Annotated in this window: 21 protein-coding genes, 2 tRNA genes and 3 pseudogenes; 12 read left to right on the top strand and 14 right to left on the bottom strand. The window is 60.9% G+C overall.

The annotated features are described in order from the left end of the window. Positions 1–201 precede the first annotated feature (201 nt). Positions 202–1,677 (top strand): annotated as a pseudogene (locus NYQ88_RS16385) (transposase family protein); the annotation flags it as partial. Positions 1,678–1,927: 250 nt separating this feature from the next. Here NYQ88_RS16385 and NYQ88_RS16380 read toward each other — a convergent pair. The 6 genes and pseudogenes from NYQ88_RS16380 to NYQ88_RS16355 all read right to left on the bottom strand — a co-directional run. Then, positions 1,928–2,242 (bottom strand): annotated as a pseudogene (locus NYQ88_RS16380) (transposase); the annotation flags it as partial. 100 nt (positions 2,243–2,342) lie between these two features. After that, positions 2,343–2,573 carry a transposase gene (locus NYQ88_RS16375; protein ID WP_275652174.1) on the bottom strand — a complete coding sequence of 77 codons (231 nt, stop codon included), beginning with the start codon at positions 2,571–2,573 and terminating at the stop codon, positions 2,343–2,345. 371 nt (positions 2,574–2,944) lie between these two features. Continuing rightward, positions 2,945–3,208, bottom strand: coding sequence for a helix-turn-helix transcriptional regulator (locus tag NYQ88_RS16370; protein ID WP_275652173.1), 264 nt, complete (start codon positions 3,206–3,208; stop codon positions 2,945–2,947). A 430-nt stretch (positions 3,209–3,638) separates the two neighbouring features. Then, entirely contained in the window at positions 3,639–4,052 is a 414-nt protein-coding gene (locus tag NYQ88_RS16365; RefSeq protein WP_275652172.1) for a flagellar biosynthesis repressor FlbT, read from the bottom strand. Between the two features lie 108 nt (positions 4,053–4,160). Continuing rightward, complete coding sequence (locus tag NYQ88_RS16360; RefSeq protein ID WP_275652171.1) at positions 4,161–6,557, bottom strand: flagellin; 2,397 nt, start codon at positions 6,555–6,557, stop codon at positions 4,161–4,163. Positions 6,558–6,901: 344 nt separating this feature from the next. Further along, a tRNA-Pro gene (locus NYQ88_RS16355) sits at positions 6,902–6,978 on the bottom strand. 162 nt (positions 6,979–7,140) lie between these two features. On the opposite strand from NYQ88_RS16355, the gene NYQ88_RS16350 reads away from it, so the two are divergent. The 3 genes and pseudogenes from NYQ88_RS16350 to NYQ88_RS16340 all read left to right on the top strand — a co-directional run bounded on the left by NYQ88_RS16350 (position 7,141) and on the right by NYQ88_RS16340 (position 8,505). Continuing rightward, positions 7,141–7,215: transfer RNA gene (locus NYQ88_RS16350), tRNA-Gln, on the top strand. Positions 7,216–7,601: 386 nt separating this feature from the next. Then, a pseudogene (locus NYQ88_RS16345) lies at positions 7,602–7,993 on the top strand (MucR family transcriptional regulator). A gap of 122 nt (positions 7,994–8,115) precedes the next feature. Further along, a complete protein-coding gene (locus tag NYQ88_RS16340; protein WP_275652170.1) occupies positions 8,116–8,505 on the top strand; it encodes a hypothetical protein in 390 nt (129 codons plus the stop codon). A 172-nt stretch (positions 8,506–8,677) separates the two neighbouring features. Here NYQ88_RS16340 and NYQ88_RS16335 read toward each other — a convergent pair whose 3' ends face one another. Then, on the bottom strand, positions 8,678–9,001 hold the full coding sequence (locus NYQ88_RS16335; protein WP_275652169.1) for a metalloregulator ArsR/SmtB family transcription factor: 324 nt from the start codon (positions 8,999–9,001) through the stop codon (positions 8,678–8,680). A gap of 139 nt (positions 9,002–9,140) precedes the next feature. Between NYQ88_RS16335 and NYQ88_RS16330 the strand changes: the two genes are divergently transcribed. The 8 genes from NYQ88_RS16330 (at position 9,141) to NYQ88_RS16295 (ending at position 17,072) form a co-directional block, all read left to right on the top strand. Beyond that, complete coding sequence (locus tag NYQ88_RS16330) at positions 9,141–9,569, top strand: YeeE/YedE thiosulfate transporter family protein (protein ID WP_275652168.1); 429 nt, start codon at positions 9,141–9,143, stop codon at positions 9,567–9,569. After that, positions 9,569–10,009: a DUF6691 family protein gene (locus tag NYQ88_RS16325; RefSeq protein WP_275652167.1), complete on the top strand. Its 441-nt coding sequence runs from the start codon at positions 9,569–9,571 to the stop codon at positions 10,007–10,009. Before NYQ88_RS16330 ends, NYQ88_RS16325 begins: the two co-directional genes overlap by 1 nt. A gap of 22 nt (positions 10,010–10,031) precedes the next feature. Further along, positions 10,032–10,925 (top strand): MBL fold metallo-hydrolase, encoded by an 894-nt coding sequence (locus NYQ88_RS16320; RefSeq protein WP_275652166.1) that lies wholly within the window; start codon positions 10,032–10,034, stop codon positions 10,923–10,925. A gap of 76 nt (positions 10,926–11,001) precedes the next feature. Continuing rightward, the gene (locus NYQ88_RS16315; protein WP_275652165.1) at positions 11,002–11,328 is read left to right on the top strand and encodes a TIGR01244 family sulfur transferase; all 327 of its coding nucleotides are present in this window, start codon (positions 11,002–11,004) and stop codon (positions 11,326–11,328) included. Between the two features lie 57 nt (positions 11,329–11,385). Further along, positions 11,386–13,161 carry a sulfate permease gene (sulP, locus tag NYQ88_RS16310; protein ID WP_275652164.1) on the top strand — a complete coding sequence of 592 codons (1,776 nt, stop codon included), beginning with the start codon at positions 11,386–11,388 and terminating at the stop codon, positions 13,159–13,161. 12 nt (positions 13,162–13,173) lie between these two features. Continuing rightward, positions 13,174–13,602: a thioredoxin TrxC gene (gene trxC / locus NYQ88_RS16305; protein WP_275652163.1), complete on the top strand. Its 429-nt coding sequence runs from the start codon at positions 13,174–13,176 to the stop codon at positions 13,600–13,602. A 117-nt stretch (positions 13,603–13,719) separates the two neighbouring features. Then, a complete protein-coding gene (locus NYQ88_RS16300; protein ID WP_275652162.1) occupies positions 13,720–14,421 on the top strand; it encodes a VIT family protein in 702 nt (233 codons plus the stop codon). Positions 14,422–14,636: 215 nt separating this feature from the next. Beyond that, positions 14,637–17,072 (top strand): EAL domain-containing protein, encoded by a 2,436-nt coding sequence (locus tag NYQ88_RS16295; protein ID WP_275652161.1) that lies wholly within the window; start codon positions 14,637–14,639, stop codon positions 17,070–17,072. Here NYQ88_RS16295 and cobM read toward each other — a convergent pair. The 7 genes from cobM to cobF form a co-directional block, all read right to left on the bottom strand. Then, a complete protein-coding gene (cobM, locus tag NYQ88_RS16290) occupies positions 17,069–17,833 on the bottom strand; it encodes a precorrin-4 C(11)-methyltransferase (RefSeq protein WP_275652160.1) in 765 nt (254 codons plus the stop codon). The genes NYQ88_RS16295 and cobM overlap by 4 nt on opposite strands. Further along, a complete protein-coding gene (gene cbiE / locus NYQ88_RS16285) occupies positions 17,830–19,035 on the bottom strand; it encodes a precorrin-6y C5,15-methyltransferase (decarboxylating) subunit CbiE (RefSeq protein ID WP_275652159.1) in 1,206 nt (401 codons plus the stop codon). Before cbiE ends, cobM begins: the two co-directional genes overlap by 4 nt. 4 nt (positions 19,036–19,039) lie before the next feature. Next, complete coding sequence (locus NYQ88_RS16280) at positions 19,040–19,795, bottom strand: precorrin-3B C(17)-methyltransferase (RefSeq protein ID WP_275652158.1); 756 nt, start codon at positions 19,793–19,795, stop codon at positions 19,040–19,042. Then, the gene (locus NYQ88_RS16275; protein ID WP_275652157.1) at positions 19,792–20,517 is read right to left on the bottom strand and encodes a precorrin-2 C(20)-methyltransferase; all 726 of its coding nucleotides are present in this window, start codon (positions 20,515–20,517) and stop codon (positions 19,792–19,794) included. The genes NYQ88_RS16280 and NYQ88_RS16275 overlap by 4 nt, the downstream gene beginning before the upstream one ends. Further along, positions 20,514–21,146 carry a precorrin-8X methylmutase gene (locus NYQ88_RS16270; protein WP_275652156.1) on the bottom strand — a complete coding sequence of 211 codons (633 nt, stop codon included), beginning with the start codon at positions 21,144–21,146 and terminating at the stop codon, positions 20,514–20,516. Before NYQ88_RS16270 ends, NYQ88_RS16275 begins: the two co-directional genes overlap by 4 nt. Then, on the bottom strand, positions 21,143–22,315 hold the full coding sequence (cobG, locus tag NYQ88_RS16265; protein WP_275652155.1) for a precorrin-3B synthase: 1,173 nt from the start codon (positions 22,313–22,315) through the stop codon (positions 21,143–21,145). Before cobG ends, NYQ88_RS16270 begins: the two co-directional genes overlap by 4 nt. A gap of 76 nt (positions 22,316–22,391) precedes the next feature. Then, positions 22,392–23,126 (bottom strand): precorrin-6A synthase (deacetylating), encoded by a 735-nt coding sequence (cobF, locus tag NYQ88_RS16260; protein ID WP_275652154.1) that lies wholly within the window; start codon positions 23,124–23,126, stop codon positions 22,392–22,394. Between the last annotated feature and the right edge of the window lie 10 nt (positions 23,127–23,136).

Genomic DNA, 23,136 nt, shown 5'->3' with positions numbered 1-23,136 from the left:
AAAACATAACAAAAAACAGCATGGGAAATATCGTAGCCAGCCATACGGTGACTACGAACGCCGTTTTAGGCTCTGTTGACAAAGTGTGGCATATAGCGCGGCAATCTGGATGAGTCCGCATTGCCTCGCCTGAAATGTACCCGGTAGATTTGGTGTTGCCTCATTTAAAATGCTCCCGGCACGGGCTGGCGGGAGCAGGGAATGAGGAACGTAAGTATGGTGACACGCAACGAGCTTTTGACGGTGTTGGTGGAGCGGTATCGGCGAAGTGAGCGGGATGAGAAGCAGCGCATTTTGGATGAGTTCGTTGCCGTCAGCGGCTATCACCGCAAACATGCGGCTCGGCTACTGCGTTCGGCTGCTCCTTTGAAGGCCCAGCCCTCAAACCGGCACCGGATTTATGGTGAGGGGGTCCGAGCGGCCTTGATCGTGCTTTGGGAAGCCTCCGATCGGGTTTGCGGCAAGCGCCTTCGTCCTCTCATTCCGCTCCTGCTCGAAGCGATGGAACGGCATGGGCACCTTGATCTGGTTCCAGAAGTCCGAGCCGGCTTGATCACGATGAGCGCGGCAACCATCGATCGGGCATTGAGGGAAGCGAAGGCGGGAACACGCAGCCCGTATCGCCGCGGAACGGCATCAACTGCCTTGCGGCGAAGCATTCCGATCCGAACCTTCTCGGACTGGGGTGATCCAGCGCCTGGACATGTCGAAGCCGACCTTGTGTCGCACAGCGGACCTGTTGCAAGGGGCAGCTTTGCCTGGACTTTCGTGCTGACCGACATCGCGACCGGCTGGACCGAATGTGCACCCTTGCTGGTGCGGGAGCAGACGCTTTTGACGGCGGTGCTGAGCGAATTACGCGTCCGTCTGCCTTTTCCTCTCCTCGGCTTTGATACCGATAATGACAGTGTGTTCATCAACGAAACCGTGCGTGATTACTGCGCGACGTCGCAGATTACGTTCACGCGCTGCCGCCCCTATCGCAAGAACGACCAAGCGTTCGTGGAACAGAAGAACGGGGCCGTGGTTCGTCGGCTGGTCGGATATAGAAGGTTCGAGGGGATCGAGGCAGCGAGAGTGCTGGCGGAGCTCTACGCTTCGTCAAGACTGTTCGTGAACTTCTTCCAGCCCTCGTTCAAGCTGGCGGAGAAGCATCGCGACGGAGCAAAGGTCCACAAGCGCTATCACCCGCCGGCGACACCCTACCAGCGTCTGCTGGACGACCCGAGGATATCCGAAGAGACGAAGCTTGGGTTGCAGGAAACCTATGCCAGTCTCGACCCTGTTCGGCTGCTGCGAGATATGCGGGAGGCGCAGTCACGTTTGGTGTCGCTGACCGATGGCATGACTGCAGCTGCGACCGAGGAAAAGATCCGGCCGGATCTCGACGGCTTCCTGGAAAGCCTCAAGATCATCTGGAAGCAGGGTGACGTGCGCCCAACATCGGCGCCGAAACCAAAACAGAAACGAGAGCGCCGGCGGCCCGATCCGCTCATTACCGTGACCGAGGATCTTCGGGAATGGTTCGAGCAGGAGCCGTGGCGTACAGGGCGTGAATTGCTCGACCGGCTGCAGTCCGAACGCCCGGGAGAGTATCCGAATGCGTTGCTGCGAACCGTGCAGCGTCGGCTGAAGACCTGGCGTTCCGAGCAGGCCCACGGAATGATCTTCGGCTCTTCGGCACAGCCACTGCTTCGCTCAACTGACCCTGTAGGCTCCGCTGCGCAGCCCGCCGGCACGCCGAACAATGAAGTGCCCGCAGCTCCTTTGCCGGGAATATTCTGATGAGGCAACGGCAACACCATTCGGGAGCATCACCAAATGAGGCAATACGGAGTCTCACCCTGTTTGACGCGCAGCAGTGTGGCATCCATATCCTTGCGGCGGCTAGGGCGAGGAAGGCCGCGAAGGACGTTGCTGTTTTGTCGAAGCGTGTGGCGATGCGCCTGAACTGCTTGAGCCTGTTGAACATGCGCTCGATGCGGTTGCGGTCTTTGTAGGCCTTGAAGTCGCATGGTGGCGGGTTCTTGCGGTTGGTTTTTGGTGGGATCACCGGAACGATGCCGCTCAGGAGTAGATCCTGGCGCACGGCGTCACCATCATAGCCCTTGTCGGCCAGGAGCAATCGCGGCTTGCCAACCGGCATGGCCATCAAGGCAGGAACGGCTGCATAGTCGGATGTTTCTCCGCCTGTGAGGACAAAGCCAAGAGGGCGTCCTTGACCGTCTGTGCGGGCGTGGATTTTGCACGTAAAGCCGCCGCGTGATCGACCAAAAGCCTCCTTATAAGTCCCCCTTTAGCGCCCGCTGCCTGAGAGTGGCCGCGCACCGTGGTGCTGTCGATCATGTGCTGCCAGTATCGGTGAGCCCGAGTTCGACCAGGGTCTCAAGCAAGGCATCCCACACCCCTTGCTCGGCCCAGCGACGGAAGCGCACATAGACTGAGTTCCACTTGCCATAGCGCTCATGCATGTCGCGCCAGGGGCAGCCAACTCGCAGAACATGGAGCATGCCGTTCAGATATCGACGGTTATCTTGCGCTGGTCGGGACTTGCGCCCTCGCTCAGCCGGCAAGAGCTCCCCAATGAGCCGCCACTCTGCGTCCGACAAATCCCCACGCGCCAAAACCGCCTCCTAAAAAGCAGTCTTGAATCACGGCAAACCCGATTTGGGAATCCAGTTTGTCAACAGGACCTAGTCCGATCCATTTTCGATCCCTGCTGATTGTCGCTGAATGTTTCCGGCCCGGGACGGCTGGAATCGCCTACTAATATCGGCCTAATATACTTCCAGCTACTAATTTTTCTTGGCGACAGGATCTTTATCGGGGCATCGATGAGGAGCGCATGTCCGCCGCTGTCCTGCTGTTTACGGGATGACCAGCGCGGATAGACATGCTCTCCGAGGATCGGCGGCACGGGTGCTTATCTAGCAACTCCTAGCCTTTACACGCCTTTTACTTTGGCAGAACCTGCTGATCGTGTTCGCGGGCGGCCCGCTCTCAAAGGAGAGGGGTTGGTGGCCTCTTCGCCTGGCGGCACGAAGAGCTCGGCAGTCGTCACGTCCAGAGCCAGCGAAATTTTGTCAAGAATGGCGACGGATGGATTTTCGATCATGCGTTCGAGCCGGCTGATGTAGCTGCGGTCGATCCCGGCAAGGTCGGCCAACTGGGTCTGCGAAATGCCCTTGCCGGTGCGCAAGCGGCGCATGTTCCACCCAATGAGTTCGTGACTGCCCATGTTTGGTTTCCTTGGATGGGATCTTCGGCACGATATCAATAGTGCCGCTTTCGTCCCGGTCTGTCGAAAGGATCTCAGACTAACGGTATAATCTGACCATGGTTTTGGTTTCGCCATCTTGCCAATACACGCGGCAGACAAGGTCTTTTGGATGGCCCCCCCTTTTCAGCTCCATGGACAAAGCCTGTTTTGCGGCTTCTTCTGGCGTTCGCCCGGGGACCGACAGCGGCTTTGTGAGAGAGGCGGAACGGCAGTCGATAATAGTATAGTGGGTCAACATTCGCTCACTCGGTTTGGAGGGGCTATAGATCGGCAAATTGGGTGCGGAGGGTGTAGTGTATGGACATGCTTTGCCGCGGCGACCGCACGCCTAGCTATGCAAATCTATACAAACTTCAGGTCAGAAGCCTTCCCACTGAGGTGCTTCCTCCCCGGATGACACAAGCCCCTCGTCAAATTGCACAAGTGTTCGCGCTTCTCTGAGTGCCGCATACAGTTTCTGTTCGGCCAGCTTGCCATTTATCGCTGTGATGTAAGTGTGGGCGGCAGGCTGAGTGGAGATCATCATTCCGACGAGCCTGAAATACTCGTCGCTGAGACTGTCGAAATCGTTGTTCAAATAGGCCCGTTGCAGGACCAGATACAGTTTCCGCGCCGTTGTGATGGCCTTGTCGGCGGCGAGATAGTCCTTTTCCCGCACGACTGGCAATTCGCCGTCGATGTTGATCCGGGTCTGGCTTTCGGAATCCACCGAGACGCGGGCGCTTCCAATGTAGATCTGCTCGCGCGGCTTGAGCGTAATTCTGAGGGTCATCTAGTCCACCCATGTTGAGGCGCGGGAAAGTCGTTCGGCATCTAGGCATTGTCAAGAAAGAAGGCGGGCCATGGGCCCGCCTTCCAAAAGCGTAGAGTATGTTGACGATTAACGGAGGAGCTGCAGAACAGCCTGGTCCTGCTGGCTGGCCATCGACAGTGCCGAAGACGACAGCTGCTGACGGGTCTGAAGAGCCAGAAGGTTAGCCGCTTCAGCATTGGTGTCAGCCAAGGTCAGGTTCGCCGCGCCGGTTTCGAGCGTGTTGATCATGTTCTTGGTGAACGACTGACGGTTTTCGACCGAAGACAGGTTCGAACCAAAGGTCGAAGCCTGCGAACGGAGTTCCGTCAGGGCGTTGGACAAAGTAGCAAGGAACGCGTCAATCTTCGCATCCGTGTCGAGGTCTTCCTCGGTCAGCGATGCGATAGAAAGATTTGAAGCATTGATGCCGCGAACGTTGCCGTCCTGATCTTTCGCCTGGATATCGATCGCCGAAGAGCCGCTCTCGTTGAACGTGATCTTCAGCTTGTCTCCCCGCAGCAGGTTGATGCCGTTGAACGACGAGTCGTCAGACAGCTTGTCCAGCTGATCGCGAAGCTCGTTAAACTGCTTCGACAGGTTCGCTCGGACAACGTTGCCGTCGATCTTCGAGGACGTCGGGGAGCCTGCACCTGCACCGTCCTTGTCAAATGAGACGTCAAGTTCCTGAGTCGAAAGATTTTCGATGCGGAGCTTTCCGTTGTCATTTGAAGCGCGCAGTTTGCCTGCGTGGCTACGGTTAATTTCTTCAACGAACTTATCAACTGTGTTCGTTGAGTTGTAGCCGTCAATGCTGGCGGTGCCGGTGCTGACGCTTTCGCCGCCAAAGATGGCGTTCGATGCTGCGCCAGAAACCGCTAGGGTCTTGGCTTCTGCACTGGTAGCCTTGAGCTCGAGTTTGCCCGACGCGTCAAAGCTAGCTTCGACACCCTTCAAGCCCGCAGCTTTCAATTGGTCGTTGATGTTCTTGACAGTGTCGCTACGAAACTTTGCCGTTTCTTCCGCTGTCGCAAGCGAGCCGGCCTTCACCAAACCCGAAATCTTGATGTCAGCCTTGTCATTGCCGTAGGTGATCGTCACTTCGTCTACATCTGCGGCAACACTTTCCTTGGAAAGACCAGCAGTACCCGGTTCTGCAGTGAGTGCACCCAAGACTGGTGCTACGCCAGATGTTGGGTTGGCCTGAGTGGCAACAATACCGTTGCCGACACCGCCATAAGTTACAGTTGCGAGGTTAGAGCCATCGAGAGCCTGGGACGTGATGGTCAACGTCGAGCCCGATTGAGTGACGCTGAACTTCCCACGCAGGTCGTCGTCTGCTTCCATCAGCGTCCGAATTTCGGTAGCTGTGTTGGCAGTCGAACCTTGGGCAGCAGCGCTCAATTGAAGCGTCTTGCCGCCAATGGTGACAGTTGCGTTAGCAGTCTGTGCAGCTGTGGTGATTGCCAGAGTGCTTACGCTCTGCACACCAGTTACAGCAGGTGGGACATTGGTGATAGCAACCGGAGTTGTACCATAGGCCACATTTGTAAGAGTGACGGTCTTGGCGTCAGCGTCGGAGGTAACAGAATAACCGCCATCTTTGGCCTGAGACTCAAAGGCCGCGACGAATTCTTCGAAAGTTGCGCCAGTCGGGATCGGCTTGGAATTCGCGGTAATGCCACCAAGGTTCGGGTTGAACTGGATGGTCTGCTTGCTCTGGGTAGCGGCGGTTATCCCTGTGCCGAAAGTGACGCTTGCTGCGTCAGCCTTCGGATCAAGGCTCTCAATCACCAGCTTGCCAGCGTTTTCGGTGCCAGTACCAACACTGGCCTTGTACTTGCCCTTCAGGGCAAGGTCACCATCGAGTGCAGCATTGATGTTGGTCACTGCGGTAGCAACATCAGTGCCTGTCAGGGTAACGTCTTTGCCAGCTACAGTGATGACGTCGTTAGCAGCAGTGTTCGTGCCGCCGAAATCTACGATGGTCCGAGCACCAACGCCCGCTTTCCCGTTGGTGTCGAGCGTCAGGCCATTATAAGCAGCAGCGCTGCCAACTGCTGCAGCAACACCAGGAGTCTTTACGCCCAGCTTGATCTCAGACTCATCGCCGAACTGACCACCCTTAACTTTGATGACGCTATCGGCGGTGACTTCAAAGTTGTCAGTTTTGAATGACTTGTCCTGTCGCGCCTGACGCAGGGTCGACTGCATCGATTCGACGTTCTTGGTGATGGCAGAGATGCCGTTTGAAGCAGCTTCGATGACCTTGATACCAGAAGCCATCGAGTCAAGGAGGTTGCCCATATCGGCGGCGCGGCTGTTGAGGGCCGAGGCAGTGAAGAAGCTGGACGGATTGTCCAGAGCAGAGTTCACCTTGTTGCCAGTGGCAAGACGGGACTGGGTCTTGTCCATCATCTGGGCGGTGTTCTGGAGGCTCAGAAGGTTCGCGCGAACGGCCTTCGAGAGAGAGATATCGGAACCCATGTGTGGTGCTTTCCATTCTGGAGAGTATTACGCGTCTCAATCCTAGAGACATCGCTACAATTGCAGCGGCCCTTTTAACGGCGAGTTAATTCTGAAGAAATCCTGACTATAAATTGTCGATCGTTTCCTATGCCCATACGTTTTCAGCATCTTGCCCGTGACGGTTTTGAGAATGAGGCCGCAGTGTAAAGGGTGCTCATCTCACGGTAGGGCGAGGACAGACAACAAGTGACGTCGGTGCCGACCGATGGGGTAAAGCCACCTGCGCAGATGCACTTGACTAAACTGTGTCGGGAAAGGTGTCGGGAAAAGAAAACCCGACTTCCGAAGAAGCCGGGTTTTGTTGGTCGGAGTAGAGTGATTCGAACACTCGACCCCCTGCTCCCGAAGCAGGTGCGCTACCAGGCTGCGCTATACTCCGGCAAATCGCGGTTTTGGTGGCATCATTGGGTTGCGATGACGTGCGATATGACGGCCTTATAGCTGCGCCTTTCGCGGTATTCAAGCGGTTCCCACAACCTTTTCGTGCATAGTCGAACGGTTGTTGCACCGCTTTTGCAAACCGTGTAGGAACCGCGCCAGTTGGGGTGTCGCCAAGTGGTAAGGCATCGGTTTTTGGTACCGACATTCCCAGGTTCGAATCCTGGCACCCCAGCCAACTCCACACACAATCCTGCCCGACCAGATTGACGCTTTTGCGTCACTTGCTCCGCCTTTGGTGGCCCGGGGCCGGGGCTTTGCTTCCGGCGGTTCGGTTGCTGCCCGTCTTCCTCTGAGCGGATCCGGCCTTGGTGATCCCTGGAAACTGAACACGTTTAGATGGCCGTTATTCGGGTCGTTCAGGTCCTCGATTCTGGTCTTGAACGCACGCAGTTTCGTTTCGGGCAATTGCGCAGCGTCGTGCCCACCATTTCGACATTTTTGAGCGGCATGAGTTGGGCCTGTGGACGCTGATTTTCTTTAGAAGCCAAAGGCTTCGTTCGGATATTTCTTGGGCGCAATATGCCCCTTCAGCTCAAGAAGCCGGTAATTGCGCGAGATGCCATGAGTAACGACAATAAGACGCTTCGTGCCACTGAAATCGTCAGTGCATATGTTAGCAATAACGCTATTTCAATCGCGGATCTTCCGGGGCTTATTGGCTCGGTATATTCGACCCTGAACAATCTGGGCGTACCCGTGGAGCAGTCAGCGCCTGCTCTAGAGCCCGCCGTGCCTGCCCGTAAATCTGTCGGTCCGGATTTTATTACCTGTCTTGAGGACGGCAAGAAGTTCAAATCGCTCAAACGCCATCTGCGCACCCATCACGAGCTGTCGCCCGAGCAGTACCGTGTGAATGGGGGCTCCCGGCTGACTATCCGATGGTAGCGCCGAACTACTCAACAACGCGCTCCAGGCTGGCCAGGGAAAATGGCTTGGGCCGCCTGCCGAAGTAGGGGGCGAGGGGCGTGCGGCGGCAGGCCTGCCGCATGTCCTAATCCAGGTGAAAATGGATCTGGGTGAAACCGACGCGCGTTGAGCTTGCCCCGAACATATTTCCAGGCAGGCCGAAATGCACATGCAGATGCGCTACACTATTCGAGCACTTATTGTGGTTGTTGGTACTTCGCTGGGGGCATCTGCTGCCAATGGCGAGGGTGTCCAGGTAGGCAGCCAGTCGGTCGATGTCGAGGACATGGTCGTCGTGCAGATTCACTGCAGCAATCTGTTGGACGAGACCATAGAAAGTTCAGGCGCCGGGATTGCACCGGGCTTTTCCGCATCGGGAGGCTCGACTGGCCCTCAAGGGGGGGAAGTCGCAGGCGACCCTGCGGGGAGCAGTACGCTCAGCTTTGATGGCGGAAATGACGGCGGGGCAGGGGTGACCCTTGGAGCCGAAGACGCGCCTGACGTTGATCTTGCAGACATTACGCTGGACGATTGCCGAGAGGCGAATTTGATACGCTAGTCCGACTCAACGCGCTCAGCCCTCCTCCTTTGCGGCGAACGTCGATCCTCGTTTTCCCACTGCCTTAAGGGAGCTCGATTAAAATGGCCTCGGCCAAGCAGATCGAGCCAGTGAAGGTCGTTGTCGGCAAAGTGTGACAACGTTTATCTGACGACGCGTATATCGCCCGGGCTTAGTTCCGCTCTCCGGCGTCCGGCGCGCAGTAGATGCCGTAGAGTGTAGCAAGGACCTCTCGGACCTCCCTTGAGGCCAAGGTGTAATAAATCTGCTGGCCGTCGCGGCGCGTTTTGACGAACCCCCAAGCGCGGAGCTTTGAGAGGTGCTGCGAAAGGGGCGACTGGCCCAGGTCGACGTGATCGGAGAGCTCGTTCACGCTCATCTCGCGATCAAGCAAATTACACAGGATCAGCAAACGCTTCGGGTTCGCCATGGCGGTCAGGAGTTGGGACGCCCGTTCAGCGTTCTCCTCCATTCTTGCCAAATCCATCTTGATCATATTAGAAAGTCCGTATATACGAATATGCGACTAAGGCGTTATCGCTTGTTTCAGCCGGCTTTTCAAGCCCCCTGCAACGGACGGTGACTCCGCGCTTTGATCAATTCGGCCCTGTGCGCTTACCAGCAAAGTTGTCTCTATGACTGAATTTACTCCTATCCCGGCATTGATCGGCGGCAGCCTGATCGGCCTCGCTGCTGTCCTGCTCATGGCCTTCCACGGCCGCATCGCTGGCATGACCGGTATCCTGACCGGCGTTCTGCCGCCTGTCGCAAAAGACTGGGGCTGGCGCGCCGCCTTCCTGCTGGGCGCCATTGTTGCGCCGATCCTGATCCCGCTCGTGTCCGGCTATGAGGTGTCCTTCGCTTCGCCCGTGCCGGTGATGTGGGTGATGATTGGTGGCCTGCTCGCCGGCGTCGGCGTGTTCTTTGCCGCCGGCTGCACCTCTGGTCATGGCGTGTGCGGCATTGCCCGTCTCTCCGGGCGCTCGATCGCCGCCACGATCACCTTCATGGTTGCCGCCGTCGCCACCGTCTTTGTCATTCGCCATGTTCTCGGGGGCTTCTGATGCAGCGTATTGTTCTTGCCGGTCTGTTTGGTCTCATCTTCGGCGCCGGTATCGCCATTTCCGGCATGATCAATCCAGCCAAGGTGCTGAATTTTTTCGACATTGCCGGGAACTGGGATCCGTCCCTGATTCTGGTCATGGGCTCGGCCCTGACCGTCACCGCCATTGGGTTCCGCTTCGTGCTGCGCCGAGAAAAGCCCGTACTCGACCAGCAATTCCACCTGCCGACCAAGCGCAAGCCGGACGTTCCGCTGATCGGGGGCTCGGCCGTGTTCGGTATCGGCTGGGGCATTGCCGGCTTCTGCCCCGGCGGCGCCATTCCGGCTCTTGGCCTGGGTGATGTCTCGGCCTTCGCCTTCGTGGCAGCCATGATCGCGGGAATCCTGACCGCTCGTGGCCTGCGCCAATTCGCTCAGCGGCGCGTTATCCAATCAGCCTGACCCTCACCGAGGAGTTCTAGAAATGACCACCATTCCCTTCACCCCCGACATGACCCTGCGCCCGGAAGTGACCGCGTTCTTCGACGCGCCGACCAACACGATCTCCTACGTCGTCAAGGATCTGAAGTCCCTATCCTGCGCCGTCATCGACTCGGTCATGGACATCGACTACGCCGCCGGCCGCATTACCTATGATGGCGCCGACAAGATCATCGCCTTCATCACGGAGCAGGGTCTCAAGCTCGAATGGCTGATCGAGACCCATGTCCACGCCGATCATCTCTCGGCCGCGCCTTATATCCAGTCCAAGCTGGGCGGCAAGCTGGGCATCGGCGAGAACATCGTGACGGTGCAGGAAACCTTCGGCAAGATCTTCAATGAAGGCACCGAGTTCCAACGCGATGGCAGCCAGTTCGACCGCCTGTTCAAGGACGGCGACAGCTACCAGATCGGCGGCATGACGGCCCGTGTGATGCACACACCCGGCCATACCCCGGCCTGCATGACGCACACGATCGGCGACGCCTCCTTCGTGGGTGATACCCTCTTCATGCCGGATGGTGGCTCGGCCCGCGCCGACTTCCCGGGCGGCGATGCGCGCACGCTTTATCGCTCGATCCAGCGCGTTCTGGCGCTGCCGCGCGAAATGCGCCTCTTCATGTGCCACGACTATGGTCCCAATGGCCGCGACATCCAGTGGGAGACCACTGTCGGCGACGAGATCGACCACAATATTCATGTCGGCAAGGGCACGGACGAAGACAGTTTCGTCGCTATGCGCGAGGCGCGGGACGCTACCCTCGCCATGCCCAAGCTGATCATCCCGTCGCTGCAGGTCAACATGCGCGCCGGCCAGCTTCCGCCCAAGGACGAGGACGGCAAGACCTTCCTCAAGGTTCCCATCAACGGCCTGTGATGCCCCTTCGCAGTCCGTTTCCTCCTCCGCTTCGGCGGAGGAGCCCCCCTTTCCTCATGCGTCAGGACAATAACAAATGAATATCCACCAGCTTAGCCCCGAATTCTCCGCCACCGGCCAGATCACGCCCGAACAGGTCAAGGAGCTCGCTGCAATGGGCTTCAAGTCCATCGTCTGCGCGCGTCCAGACAACGAGGATGCCGGCCAGCCCGCCTTTGCTGAAATCGAAGCTGCTGCAAAGGCGGCGGGGCTCTCGATCACCCATATCCCGGTCTCCGGCATGCTCGGCGAGGGCCAGATCATTCGCTTTCATCAGGCCTGGGAAGACAGCCCCAAGCCCATGCTCGGCTACTGCCGCTCCGGCGGTCGCGCTGGCAGCCTGTTTGCCACACTGAACGCCTGATCCAGCCTGATCTTCGCCGGCCTTAGGGCCGGCTCCCACCTCTTCCGGAGATTTGCCGTGCGCCTCGGGTCCTATCTGCCCATCCTCGATTGGGGCAGCCGCTACAACCGCCAGACCTTGACCAGTGACCTCGTGGCCGCGGTGATCGTGACCATCATGCTGATCCCGCAGTCGCTGGCTTACGCCCTGCTGGCGGGGCTGCCTCCGGAAGTGGGTCTGTACGCCTCGATCCTGCCGCTCGTCGCCTATGCCATTTTCGGCACCTCGTCCGCGCTGGCGGTCGGGCCGGTCGCCGTCATCTCGCTGATGACGGCCAGCGCCGTCGGCAAACTGGCCATGGAAGGCACCGCCGACTATGCCAGCGCCGCCATCATCCTGGCCCTCATCTCAGGCGCCATGCTGACGCTTATGGGCCTGTTGCGGCTCGGCTTTCTCGCCAATTTCCTGTCTCACCCGGTCATTTCCGGCTTCATCACCGCCTCCGGCCTTATCATCGCCACCAGCCAGCTGGGCGGCCTCCTGGGCATCAGCACTGAAGGCCATGCTCTGCCGGGCCTGTTGGCCTCCATCTGGGCAAATTTGGGCTCGATCAACCTCTATACGCTCATGATCGGCGGGCTGGCGCTGGGCCTCCTGGTGTGGATCCGCCTCGACCTCAAGAACTGGCTCGCCCGCTTTGACGTGCCTAAGAGCGTCGCCACGATCATCGTGCGCGCCGGCCCGGTTCTGGTCGTCTTCCTCACCATGGCGCTCTCGGTGGTCTTCGATCTCGGCAGCAAGGGTGTCGCTCTGGTCGGTGACGTGCCGCAGGGCCTGCCCATGCTGTCGCTGCCGAGCTTCAATTTCGACACCGTCCAGCAATTGCTCGTGCCAGCGCTGATCATCTCGATCGTGGGGTTTGTCGAATCCATTTCGGTGGCACAGACCCTGGCTGCCAAGCGCCGCGAGCGCATCGAGCCCAATCAGGAACTGATCGGCCTCGGCATGTCCAATATCGCGGCCGGTATTGGCGGCGGCTATCCGGTCACCGGCGGTTTTGCCCGCTCCGTGGTCAATTTCGACGCCGGCGCAGCAACCCCCGCGGCAGGCGCCTTCACCGCCATCGGCATTGCCGGCGCGACGCTGTTGCTGACGCCCTTCCTCGCCGTCCTGCCCAAGGCGACGCTGGCCGCGACTATCGTGCTCGCCGTTCTGACCCTTGTCGATTTCTCGGTTCTCAAGCGCGCCTGGGCCTATTCCAAGGCGGATTTTGCCGCCGTGGCCATCACGCTGGTCGGCACATTGCTCTTCGGTGTCGAGGTCGGGATTGCGCTTGGCGTGGCCGCCTCGATCCTGATTTTCCTCTATCGGTCCTCCAAGCCCCATGCGGCCGTGGTGGGTCAGGTGCCCGGCACCGAGCATTTTCGCAATATCAAGCGCCACAAGGTGGAGATCGTCCCCGACATCCTGTCCATCCGCATCGATGAAAGCCTTTACTTTGCGAATGCGCGTTATCTCGAAGATCTTGTGACCGGCCTCGCAACGGAAAATCCCGGTCTCAAGGACGTCGTGCTGATGTGCTCGGCCGTCAATTTCATCGACATGTCGGCACTCGAAAGCCTCGAAGCCGTGGAGCACCGTCTCAAGGACCTTGGCATCCGCCTGCACCTGTCAGAGGTCAAGGGACCGGTGATGGACAAACTGGCCGGAACGGAGTTCCTTGAACATCTCTCCGGACAAGTGCATCTCAGCCAACACGGCGCCATCCGTTCGATCCTGGCGCAGCAAGACCCCGTCCCCTCAGGGAGTGGTGACGGTCAGGATCGGGTGCTGGAAGCGACGACACGACAATAGGAGACAGCAACGATGGCCCATGTAGTCTGCACCAAATGCAACGCGACCAACCGCATCGCCGAGGGTCAGGCAGCAAACCAGGGAAAATGCGGCAAGTGTGGTGCTGCGCTCTTTGACGGACATCCCGCCGATCTGGCGGCGCCCATGCTCGAAAAGCAGATCGCCAAATCCGACATTCCCGTCCTCGTTGACGTCTGGGCGCCTTGGTGCGGCCCATGCCGCGTCATGGGCCCGCAATTCGAGGGGGCAGCGCGCGAGGCTGAGCCGGCCATGCGCTTCGTCAAACTCAATTCGGATGAGAACCAGGATCTGGCGGGGCGCCTCGGCATTCGCGGCATTCCCACCATGATCCTCTTCCGCTCCGGCAAGGAAGTCGCCCGCGTCTCCGGCGCCATGTCGAGCACCGATATTCTCAATTGGGCCCGCAACGCCGCACGGTGATTAAGACCAGGTGAGGGGGTAGCGATGCCTAAAATCGCTCTCCGGCGAGCTGTTTAGCTGCTTCGGCGTGGAGTATTGTCGCAGCAACCTGGTGATCATTCCAAAAGGAGCATGATCGTGAGCCGTCTCTCGCATTCCGAAGTTCACATGGTGCACCGGATCGGCTGGCTGCGCGCCGCTGTCCTTGGGGCAAATGACGGACTGGTATCCACCGCCAGTCTCGTGGTCGGTGTCGCCGCAGCCGGGTCCGGTCGACCTGAAATCCTGATCGCAGGTCTAGCGGGCCTCGCCGCAGGCGCCATGTCGATGGCGGCGGGCGAATATGTTTCCGTGAGTTCGCAGACCGACGCCGAACTGGCCGATCTCGCCCGCGAAAGGGTGGAGCTTGAGACCATGCCGGAAAGCGAGCTGGAAGAGCTGACCCAGATCTATGTCAGTCGGGGGCTCGATGAGGATCTGGCCCGCAAGGTCGCCATCCAGCTGACGGAAAAGGATGCCTTGGCGGCTCATGCGCGCGACGAACTGGGTATTTCGGAAACCGTTACCGCCCATCCCGTCCAGGCCGCGGTCGTGTCCGCACTCACCTTCGCTGTGGGCGCCATAATCCCGCTGATCGTGGCGTGGTTGGCCCCGGCGACGCAGATCACCATAAGCGTAGCAGCCAGCGCCATCGTGGCCCTCATGATCCTGGGTGCAATGGGGGCATCTGCCGGCGGCGCATCAATGACCAAAGGGGCCATTCGCGTAACCTTCTGGGGCGCGCTGGCGATGGCCGTCACCGCCGGGGTGGGCATGATCTTCGGAGTGAGCGCCGGCTAGCCCTTTATGAGACAGGGAGGGCAGGTGATCGCGGATGAGCCGGTGCATTCATGGGCCATTCGTCGTTCTACTCCCGCAGCGCGAAGACCCCGTGATTTTCGCGCGTTGATCCAGCGAGAAGTTGGTAACCAACAGGCGTTAGACGCATGGTCTAAGTAACGGGTCGGTAAGGGGAAAGCCGATAACCAGCGATATTCTCGCCGGGATTGTGTCCAGTGTACCCGTTTTTTGATTTTTTCGTCAGCATCCATGACGTCCGCTACGTCGTGTTGGCCGCCGCCATTTGCCTCACCTCAAGCTATGCCTGTGTGAGCCTGCTCCGCCATGCGCGCCGGAGTTCCGGGCGCGCAGCAAAGATCTGGAACATCATCTCTGCACTGGCCGTGGGCTTTGGCATCTGGGCGACCCACTTTGTCGCCATGCTGGCATTCCGTCCCGGTTTCACCCTGGCCTACGAACTGCCGCTGACCGCACTGTCGCTGCTGATTGCAATCGCCGTCTGCGGTGCGGGCCTCGCCTTCGCCATCCGATCCGACCTGGCCGTTGATCGGTTCCTCGGCGGCGCCGTGGTCGGGATCGGCATTTCCTCCATGCACTATGTCGGCATTTTCGGCCTCATGATCGGCGGAACGATCGATTGGGATGCTCAATTGGTGGCGCTTTCGATCATCTCGGGCACGGTGTTGTCCGGCGTTGCCATCATGCTGGCCGGAAGAACGGGCAGGAAGAGCCTCTTCGGCGCGGCTGGCCTGCTGACCCTTGCGATCTGCACAATGCACTTCACCGCCATGGGGGCAGCCGATTTCAGTCGCTGCTTCCCGTTGGTGACGGAAGGCAGCATCAACAGCGGCATGATGGCGATCATCGTCGCCCTGATTTCGCTGTTCATCCTTGCCGCCGCTTTCGGCAGCATCGTGCTCGATGAAGCGGACCGCCGACGGACACAGCGGGAGCGGGAACGCGAACTGGCCGATGCCGAGCAGATCGAGCAGATGCGTCTTCGTCTGGAGCTGGCCCTGGCCCACATGGCCCAGGGGCTGGCGCTGTTCGGCGCCAATGGGGACGTGCTGCTGCACAACCAGCGAATTCTGGAGCTGCTCGGCCTGCCGCCGGATTTTGATCTGGTTGGGCGGACCCTGCGTGATATCTGCGCGCGCGTCATGACCGCGACCGGGGCCGAAGGCGCGCCAAACGCCGATGCCATAGAGCAGATGCACCAGCGCCATCGCGGGCTCGCGCGGGCAGGGGGCGAGGTCGTGCATGGCCTTGGCAGCGAGATTTTCCTTCGCGTCCAGCACACGCCGACCGGCGACGGCGGTTGGGTAACCATGATCGAGGACATATCCGACAGCAAGCGCAGCGAGGCGGCCATCTCCCACCTGGCCAAGCATGACCCGCTGACCGGACTGCCGAATCGCACCCGGTTTGAGGAATTGTTTGCCGCGGCCATCGACCAGTCCGATGAAAAGGGAGAAAGGCTCGCGGTCATCGCCATCGACCTCGACCGCTTCAAGGACATCAACGACAGCTACGGCCATGCTGCGGGCGATCGGGTACTGGCCGCGCTGGCGGAGAAGTTCAAGGAAGCCATCCGCCCCGGAGAAATCGTGGCGCGCATTGGCGGCGATGAGTTCGCAGCCCTCAAGCCCTTCTCTTCAATGGAAAATCTGCGCGAGTTCCTGTCGCGTCTGAACCGTGGCCTCTCGGGCAAGGTGACCTATTCGGACAATGTCGTCGAAACCTCGGGCAGCATGGGCGTGGCGATTTACCCCGGCGACGGCACGGATCGATCCAAGCTTCTGAGCAACGCCGATCTGGCGCTTTACCGGGCCAAGGGCGAACTGGATCAACGCATCTGCTACTACGAGAGCGAGATGGATGAGCAGGCGCGCGAGCGTCGGGCCATGGCGCGCGATCTCTGGAAAGCGGTCGAAGAAGAAGGCTTTACCCTTGTCTATCAGGTCCAGAAATCTGTCCTGAGTGATAGCGTCACCGGCTACGAAGTGCTTCTTCGTTGGGATCGTCCGGGTCATGGGCCGGTTTCGCCAGCTGAGTTCATCCCCGTCGCCGAAGAGTGCGGCGCGATCATCGCCATCGGAAACTGGGTGCTGCGGAAAGCTTGCGAGGAAGCAGTCCTCTGGCCCGAGCCCTACAAGATCGCCGTCAATGTTTCGGGCGTTCAGCTCGGCCAGATCGAGCTGGTCGACCTGGTGAAAATGGTTCTGTTCCAGACCGGTTTGGCGCCAGAGCGTCTCGAACTCGAAGTCACCGAGACTGCCATCATCGCCGACAAGAAGCGCGCGATGACGGTGCTCAAGCAGATCAAGGCGCTTGGCGTGTCGATTGCCATCGACGATTTTGGCACCGGCTATTCATCGCTCGATACGCTGCGCAGCTTCCCGTTCGACAAGATCAAGCTGGATCGCTCCTTCATGGGCGAAGTACAGGAAAGCGAGCAGGCCAAGGCTATCGTGCGCGCCATCCTTGCGCTGGGACGCAGCCTCTCCGTGCCGGTGCTCGCCGAGGGCGTGGAGACTGCCGAGCAGCTTGAAGTGCTGCGCTTTGAGGGCTGCATGGAAGCGCAGGGCTTCCTCCTCGGCCGCCCGGGACGCATCGATTGGGACGATACGCTGGAGCCGATGCGGGCTTAAAGCCCGTCGCGGCCCCGGAAACGACGCTGGTAATCGGGATCGTAAAGGGCGCTCTCCCGGAATTCGGAGGCGCCAAGACCCCGGCCGACAAAGATAATCGCCGTGCGTTCGACCGGATCTTCCCCGAAACGCACCGCGATATCGGCAAGCGTTCCGCGCAGGATTTTCTGATTGGGCCAGCTGGCGTGGGCCACGATGGCCACCGGGCAATCCGCGCCGTAGAGCAGGGTCAGTTCGGCCACAACGCGATCCAGCGAGTGAATGGCGAGGTGGATGGCGAGCGTTGCCCCGGTGGCGCCAAAGGCGGCCAGAGTTTCCCCCTCCGGCATTGGCGAAGCGCGGCCCGAAAGGCGGGTCAGGACAAGGCTTTGGGCCTCGCCGGGTATCGTCAGCTCCCGGCCAAGGGCTGCTGCCGCCGCCGCAAAAGACGGCACGCCGGGGGTCAGTGTGTAGGGGATGCCAAGCCGGTCGAGACGGCGCATTTGTTCGGCGACTGCGCTCCAGACCGATAGGTCACCCGAGTGCAGCCGGGCGACATCCTCGCCGGCGTCACGCGCCTTGACATATTCGGCCTCGATCTCATCGAGCGACATCGGTGCAGTGTCGATGAGCCGGGTGCCAGGGGCACACCAGTCCAGCATTTCCTTGGGAACGATGGAGCCGGCGTAAAGGCAGACCGGGCAGCGCTCGAGCAGATCTCGGCCCCGTACGGTAATGAGATCGGCCGCGCCCGGCCCGGCGCCAATGAAATGAACGGTCATGGCTTGGTCCAGCTCCACTGGGTGATCGGCATGGCTGGGCGCCAGGCGGTCATGCTGCCCACCGCATCGGCACGGGCGACAGAAAGGCGATTGAGCGATCCGCCGAGGGTTGAGAACCGCGCCAGCAGCAGGGCTTCGAACTCCAGCGTCACGGCATTGGCAACAATCCGCCCGCCGGGACGCAGGGCCTCAAGCGCTGTGTCGAGAACGCCGGGATCGCTGCCGCCGCCGCCGATGAAAATGGCATGCGGAGCTTCGAGGCCGGAGAGGGCCTCGGGGGCGGCGCCTTCAACGATCCGCAGGCCGGGGACCCCGAGGGATGTTGCATTCTTGCGGATGCGTGCGGCGCGATCAGAATTGGCTTCGATGGCGATAGCGCGAAGGCTTGGGTCGGCCAGCATCCATTCGATGCCGACCGAGCCTGATCCGGCGCCAATGTCCCAGAGCAATTCGCCACGCCGTGGGGCGAGCGCGGAGAGGGTGAGCGCGCGGACCTCCCGCTTGGTGATCTGGCCGTCGTGATCGAAAAAATCGTCGGGCAGCCCGGGGGTTAGCGGCACGATCTGGGCTTGGGGCAGTGGCACCACGGTGATCGCGCAGACATTGAGCGGATCGATGTCTGCGAGTTCGAACTGCATGGCCATCTGGGACCGAACCCGTTCATCGGGGCCACCGAGTGCTTCGAGCACGGTGACAATGGAGAGGCCAAAGCCCTTTTCCGTCAGGAGCTTGGCCAGCTCTGCAGAGCCGTTTTCATCTGACGTCAGCGCCAGAATGCGCGCCGCGGGGTGAAGGTGGGGGATGATCAGTTCAACCGGGCGGCCGTGCGCAGAGAGGCTGACGATGTCTTGCAGCGGCCAGCCGAGACGGGCGGCAGCCAGGCTGAAGGCAGAAAGGTGAGGAAATACCTGCATTTGCGCCGCATCGACATGCCGCGCCAGCGTTACGCCGACCCCGTGATTGAACGGGTCGCCGGAGGCCAGGACGCAGACTTTTCGGCCCTTTGCGGCGACGACGGCCTCGACGGAACGGGAGAAGGGAGAGAGCCACGTGTGGGCCTCGCCGGTTATGGCATCTGCCGCCAGTTCGAGGTGGCGGGCGCCGCCAAAAACCAGCTCGGCGTCACTGATGGCAGCGCGGGCCGCACTGCCGAGCCCGGCCAGTCCGTCTTCACCAATGCCGACAATTGTGAGCCACTGCATGGGGTTACGCTCCGATGCTGCGCGGCGAGTAAACCAGCGGATCGCGCCCGGGACGTTCGATAATGCGGGTTTCCGGCGTGCCGATGATCACGCAGGTCGACATATCAGCCGGCTGCTGATCGGCTTCCGAAAGCGGGACGACGGAGAAGTTTTCGTCCGGCCGGCCGACCGCGCGGCCGAAAATGACCGGCGTGGTCCAGGGCAGGGTCTCACGCAGGATGGCAAAGGCGGCGGGGAGCTGCCAGGGGCGAGCCTTGGAAATGGGATTGTAGAGGGCGATGACGAGGCCGGCGGTGGAGACCGCGCGGAGGCGCTGCTCGATGACCGGCCAAGGTTTCAGGTTGTCCGACAAGGAGATAGCGCAGAAGTCGTGACCCAGCGGCGCGCCGGCGCGGGCGGCCACGGCCAGCATGGCGGTAACGCCTGGGATGATCTGGATATCGAGATTGCGCCAGGCTGGTGGGCCGTGTTCGACCGCCTCGCAAATGGCTGCTGCCATTGCAAAAACGCCGGGGTCTCCGCCCGAGACGACGCAGACTGCGTGGCCTTTGGTGGCGGCGTCGAGCGCGGCCTTGGCGCGGTGGAGTTCTTCGCGATTATCCGAGGCGATGCAATGCTGGTCGGGCCGGAGATCAAGCCGGTCGAGATAGGGGCCGTAGCCGAAGAACTGCTCGCCCTGTGCAATGAAATCAAGGGCTTGCGGTGTCGTTTGGGCCGGATTGCCGGGGCCGGTGCCGATGACGAAGAGGCGTCCGGTCATGGGCGTGTGCTCCAGCCTGGAACGAGGATCAGGGAAAAATAGGGTGCGGTGTCGTCGGGCTTGTCGGCGAGTGGACAGATTTTTTCAGCCGCCATCGTGCCGCGTTCGACGTAAACTGCGCCGTTTAAACGTCCAGTATTTATAAGGGCTTGGCGCACCTTGGGCAGGTTTCTACCCAGCTTCATGATGACCACGCCCTCGCTGTCGCGGAGGCGGCGCTCAAGCTCTTCGATGTCGAGCGTGCCCGGCACCACGGTCAAAATGTCATCGCCCTGGACCAGCGGAAGACCTGCTGCAGACCAGCCACCAGACATTGCCGTAATGCCCGCAATGACGTGAATTGGGTAGCAGACTGTTAACCTTTGGTGCAGGTGCATGTAGCTGCCGTAGAGCAGAGGGTCACCCTCGCTGAGAACCGCAACATTGCGACCGGCATCGAGATGGGATGCCAGCCGGGACGCGGCTTCCTCGTAGAATGCGGAAATCTGCGTACGGTAATCTTCGCTGTGCCGATGGCTCTCGGTGGTGACCGGGTAGTCGAGCCGTTCTTCGATCTGATCGGCGCGGATGTGATCGGCCACGATGGCGCGGGCATTGCTGGGGTTGCCGCGCTTGGCGAAATAGGCAACCACATCGGCGCCGCTGATGGCCTTTACTGCCTTCAGCGTCAGCAGTTCCGGATCACCCGGGCCGGTGCCAACTCCGTAAAGAATACCGGTCAAAGGCCGGGCCTCGCCAAAGCGTTGAGACAGGCCGAGGTCATGGCGCTGCCGCCGAGGCGTCCGCGAACGATGGCGAAGGGCACGCCATAGCTGTGCTCAGCGAGCGCATCCTTCGATTCCATCGCGCCGACGAAGCCCACGGGCATGCCAATGATGGCGGCTGGGCGCGGGGCGCCGTCGCGAAGAAGTTCGAGAAGGTGGAAGAGGGCGGTCGGGGCATTGCCGATGGCGACGACTGCGCCTTCGAGACGGTCGCCCCAGAGATCGAGGGCGGCGGCAGAGCGTGTATTGCCGATGCGGGCGGCGATCTCCGGCGTCTGCGGATCGCGGAGGGTGCAGATCACCTCATTGCCGGCGGGGAGGCGGGCAGCGGTGATGCCGCGCGCCACCATCTCGGCGTCGCAGAGGATTGGGGCGCCACTCTGCAGGGCTGCGCGGCCGGCTTCGACAAAGCCCGGGCCAAAGACGAAGTGCTGTGCAGCATCGACCGAGCCGGCAGCATGGATCATGCGCACGGCCAGTTCCGCCTCGTCGGTCGAAAATGCCGAGAGATCGGCTTCGGCGCGAATGATCGCGAAGGACTGGCGATAGATCGCGTCGCCATCCCGGATGTAATCGTATGAGGTCATCGGCCTTCCTGCCGGTGGGTGCACTCGAGAACGGCTTCGATTCCGTCCAGACCCACTCTTGTTTGAGGCGTATCGCCCGCCCGCCCGTCAATGACAAGTCCAACCCCGTCGTCGAGGCCAACGATGGTCAGGGGCGCCGGGGCAGGGTGGGCGCATCCCTTGGGGCATCCCGATACATGCAGATGCGCGCCAGGGTCCACCCGTGGGGCCAGTTGTGCGGCGAGACGCCGCGAGGCTATGCGCCCGGACCGGCAGCCATCGCTGCCCGCACATGCGCTGACGCGGAGGCGCGGGTCGTCGGCATGGGTAATAAAGCCGAGCCCTTTGGCGGCGGTCACAAGCTCCGCGGGGGCATCGTCGATGAGGAGGGCATGGCCCGGCGCGAGGCGGAGTGTTTTTACGCCAGCGCTGGATGCGCGGCGCGCGAGGTCACCGAGGGATTCGGCGTCGCTGGCGGCAAAGGGGAGGGCGATGCCAGTCGAAGTGCCAGCCCGGCGCTGGAAGCGGCCAATGGGGCGGGTATTTTCCATGGTGCGTGCAGATGACGCGGCGGGTGCGGATGCGAGGTCGGCGGCTCGCGCCTGGGGGCCCAGGGCTGCAAGGCGCTGTAGCGTATCAAGTGTAGTGGTGATGGCTTCGTCGGCTAAAAATTCGCGCGGCGTGCCATTGCCGATCTGAACCTGCCAGAGTTCAGCGCCCAGTGCGAGAAGACGGATGTCGGCCTTGAGGGCGCTGAGCGGGAACTGACCATTGCCGTCGATAACGACGCTGAGCTTTGGGGCAAGGAGCGGCCAGAGTGGGCGCGAGCCCTCGCGAATGGCGTTGACCAGGGGCAGCGGATCGGCGCGTTCGCTGGGATCGTCACCGGCAATGGGGGAGGTGTCGACGACAAGCCCGTCCTCAATGGCGATATGGCGTTCGACAGCGTCGGCAAAAACGGTGCTCGAAAGCGCGGAGAGGCCGCGCACCTGGAGATTGCCGCGCGCGGTGATCTCGATAAGCCCATTGCCGTGGCGTCGCGCCAGATTGGCGAGGTAAGCGAGGTCGTCTGGCGTGATGAGTCCCGAGGGCAGGCGCAGCCGGGCGAGCAGCCCGTCGCCCGTCGCCATAGGCGCGGCCAGTGTGGGGCAGGCTCCTCGTTTCCAGTTTTCTGCTGGTGCTGCAGACAAGGCCAAAATCCTCGGAAGAACAGGTGGGACGCTCGCGCCGTTTCCCCCCTGAACAACTGCGCCACAGCTTATGGCGCTAGTCCTGCGGGCGCAGCAAGTAAATATCCATGATCCAGCCATGACGCGCCCGCGCGGCGGCGCGCGTCTCGACGATGGTCTCGGCCACATCGCCCAGTTTGCCGCTGACCAGCAACTGGTCCGGCGTGCCGAGATAGGCGCCCCAATAAATGGTGAGGCCCGGGTCACAATCGCGGAAGGCCAGACGCCCATCAAGCATCACCACCGTATCGGTTGTCACCGGGCCGAGTTGCCGACCGGTCGTAATAGTGACTGGGGTGCCGATGCGGTTGAGCGGGATGGCGTGGGCGGCGGTGAGCGCCTGGATGGCGGTGATGCCGGGAATGACCTCGACCGAGAAGTCGACCGTTGGGCGCACGCGATCGAGAATGCGCAGGGTGGAATCGTAAAGGCTGGGATCGCCCCAGACGAGAAAACCGCCCGCGCCGCCTTCGGGAATTACAGCGATGAGATCGGCAAAGATATCGCCGAGCCTGTCATGCCATTCGTCGACGCCGGCATTGTAGTCGGGCTTGGCTGCGTCCCGCACGGGGATAGCATAGCTGACACTGCGGCTATCTGGGCGGGTGACATAGCGGGCAAGGATTTCGCGGCGGATATCGGCCAGGTCGGCCTTTGCAGCCCCCTTGTCGGGGATGAAGAGCACATCGGCGCGATTGAGGGCATTCATCCCTGCGACGGTGATGTGTTCCGGGCTGCCGGTGCCTATGCCGATGACGAGAATTGTCTTCATGGCCATCCCA

This window comes from Devosia sp. SD17-2 (assembly GCF_029201565.1).
In the GTDB taxonomy this organism is placed as follows: domain Bacteria; phylum Pseudomonadota; class Alphaproteobacteria; order Rhizobiales; family Devosiaceae; genus Devosia.
This window is presented reverse-complemented; position numbering and strand designations above follow the sequence as displayed.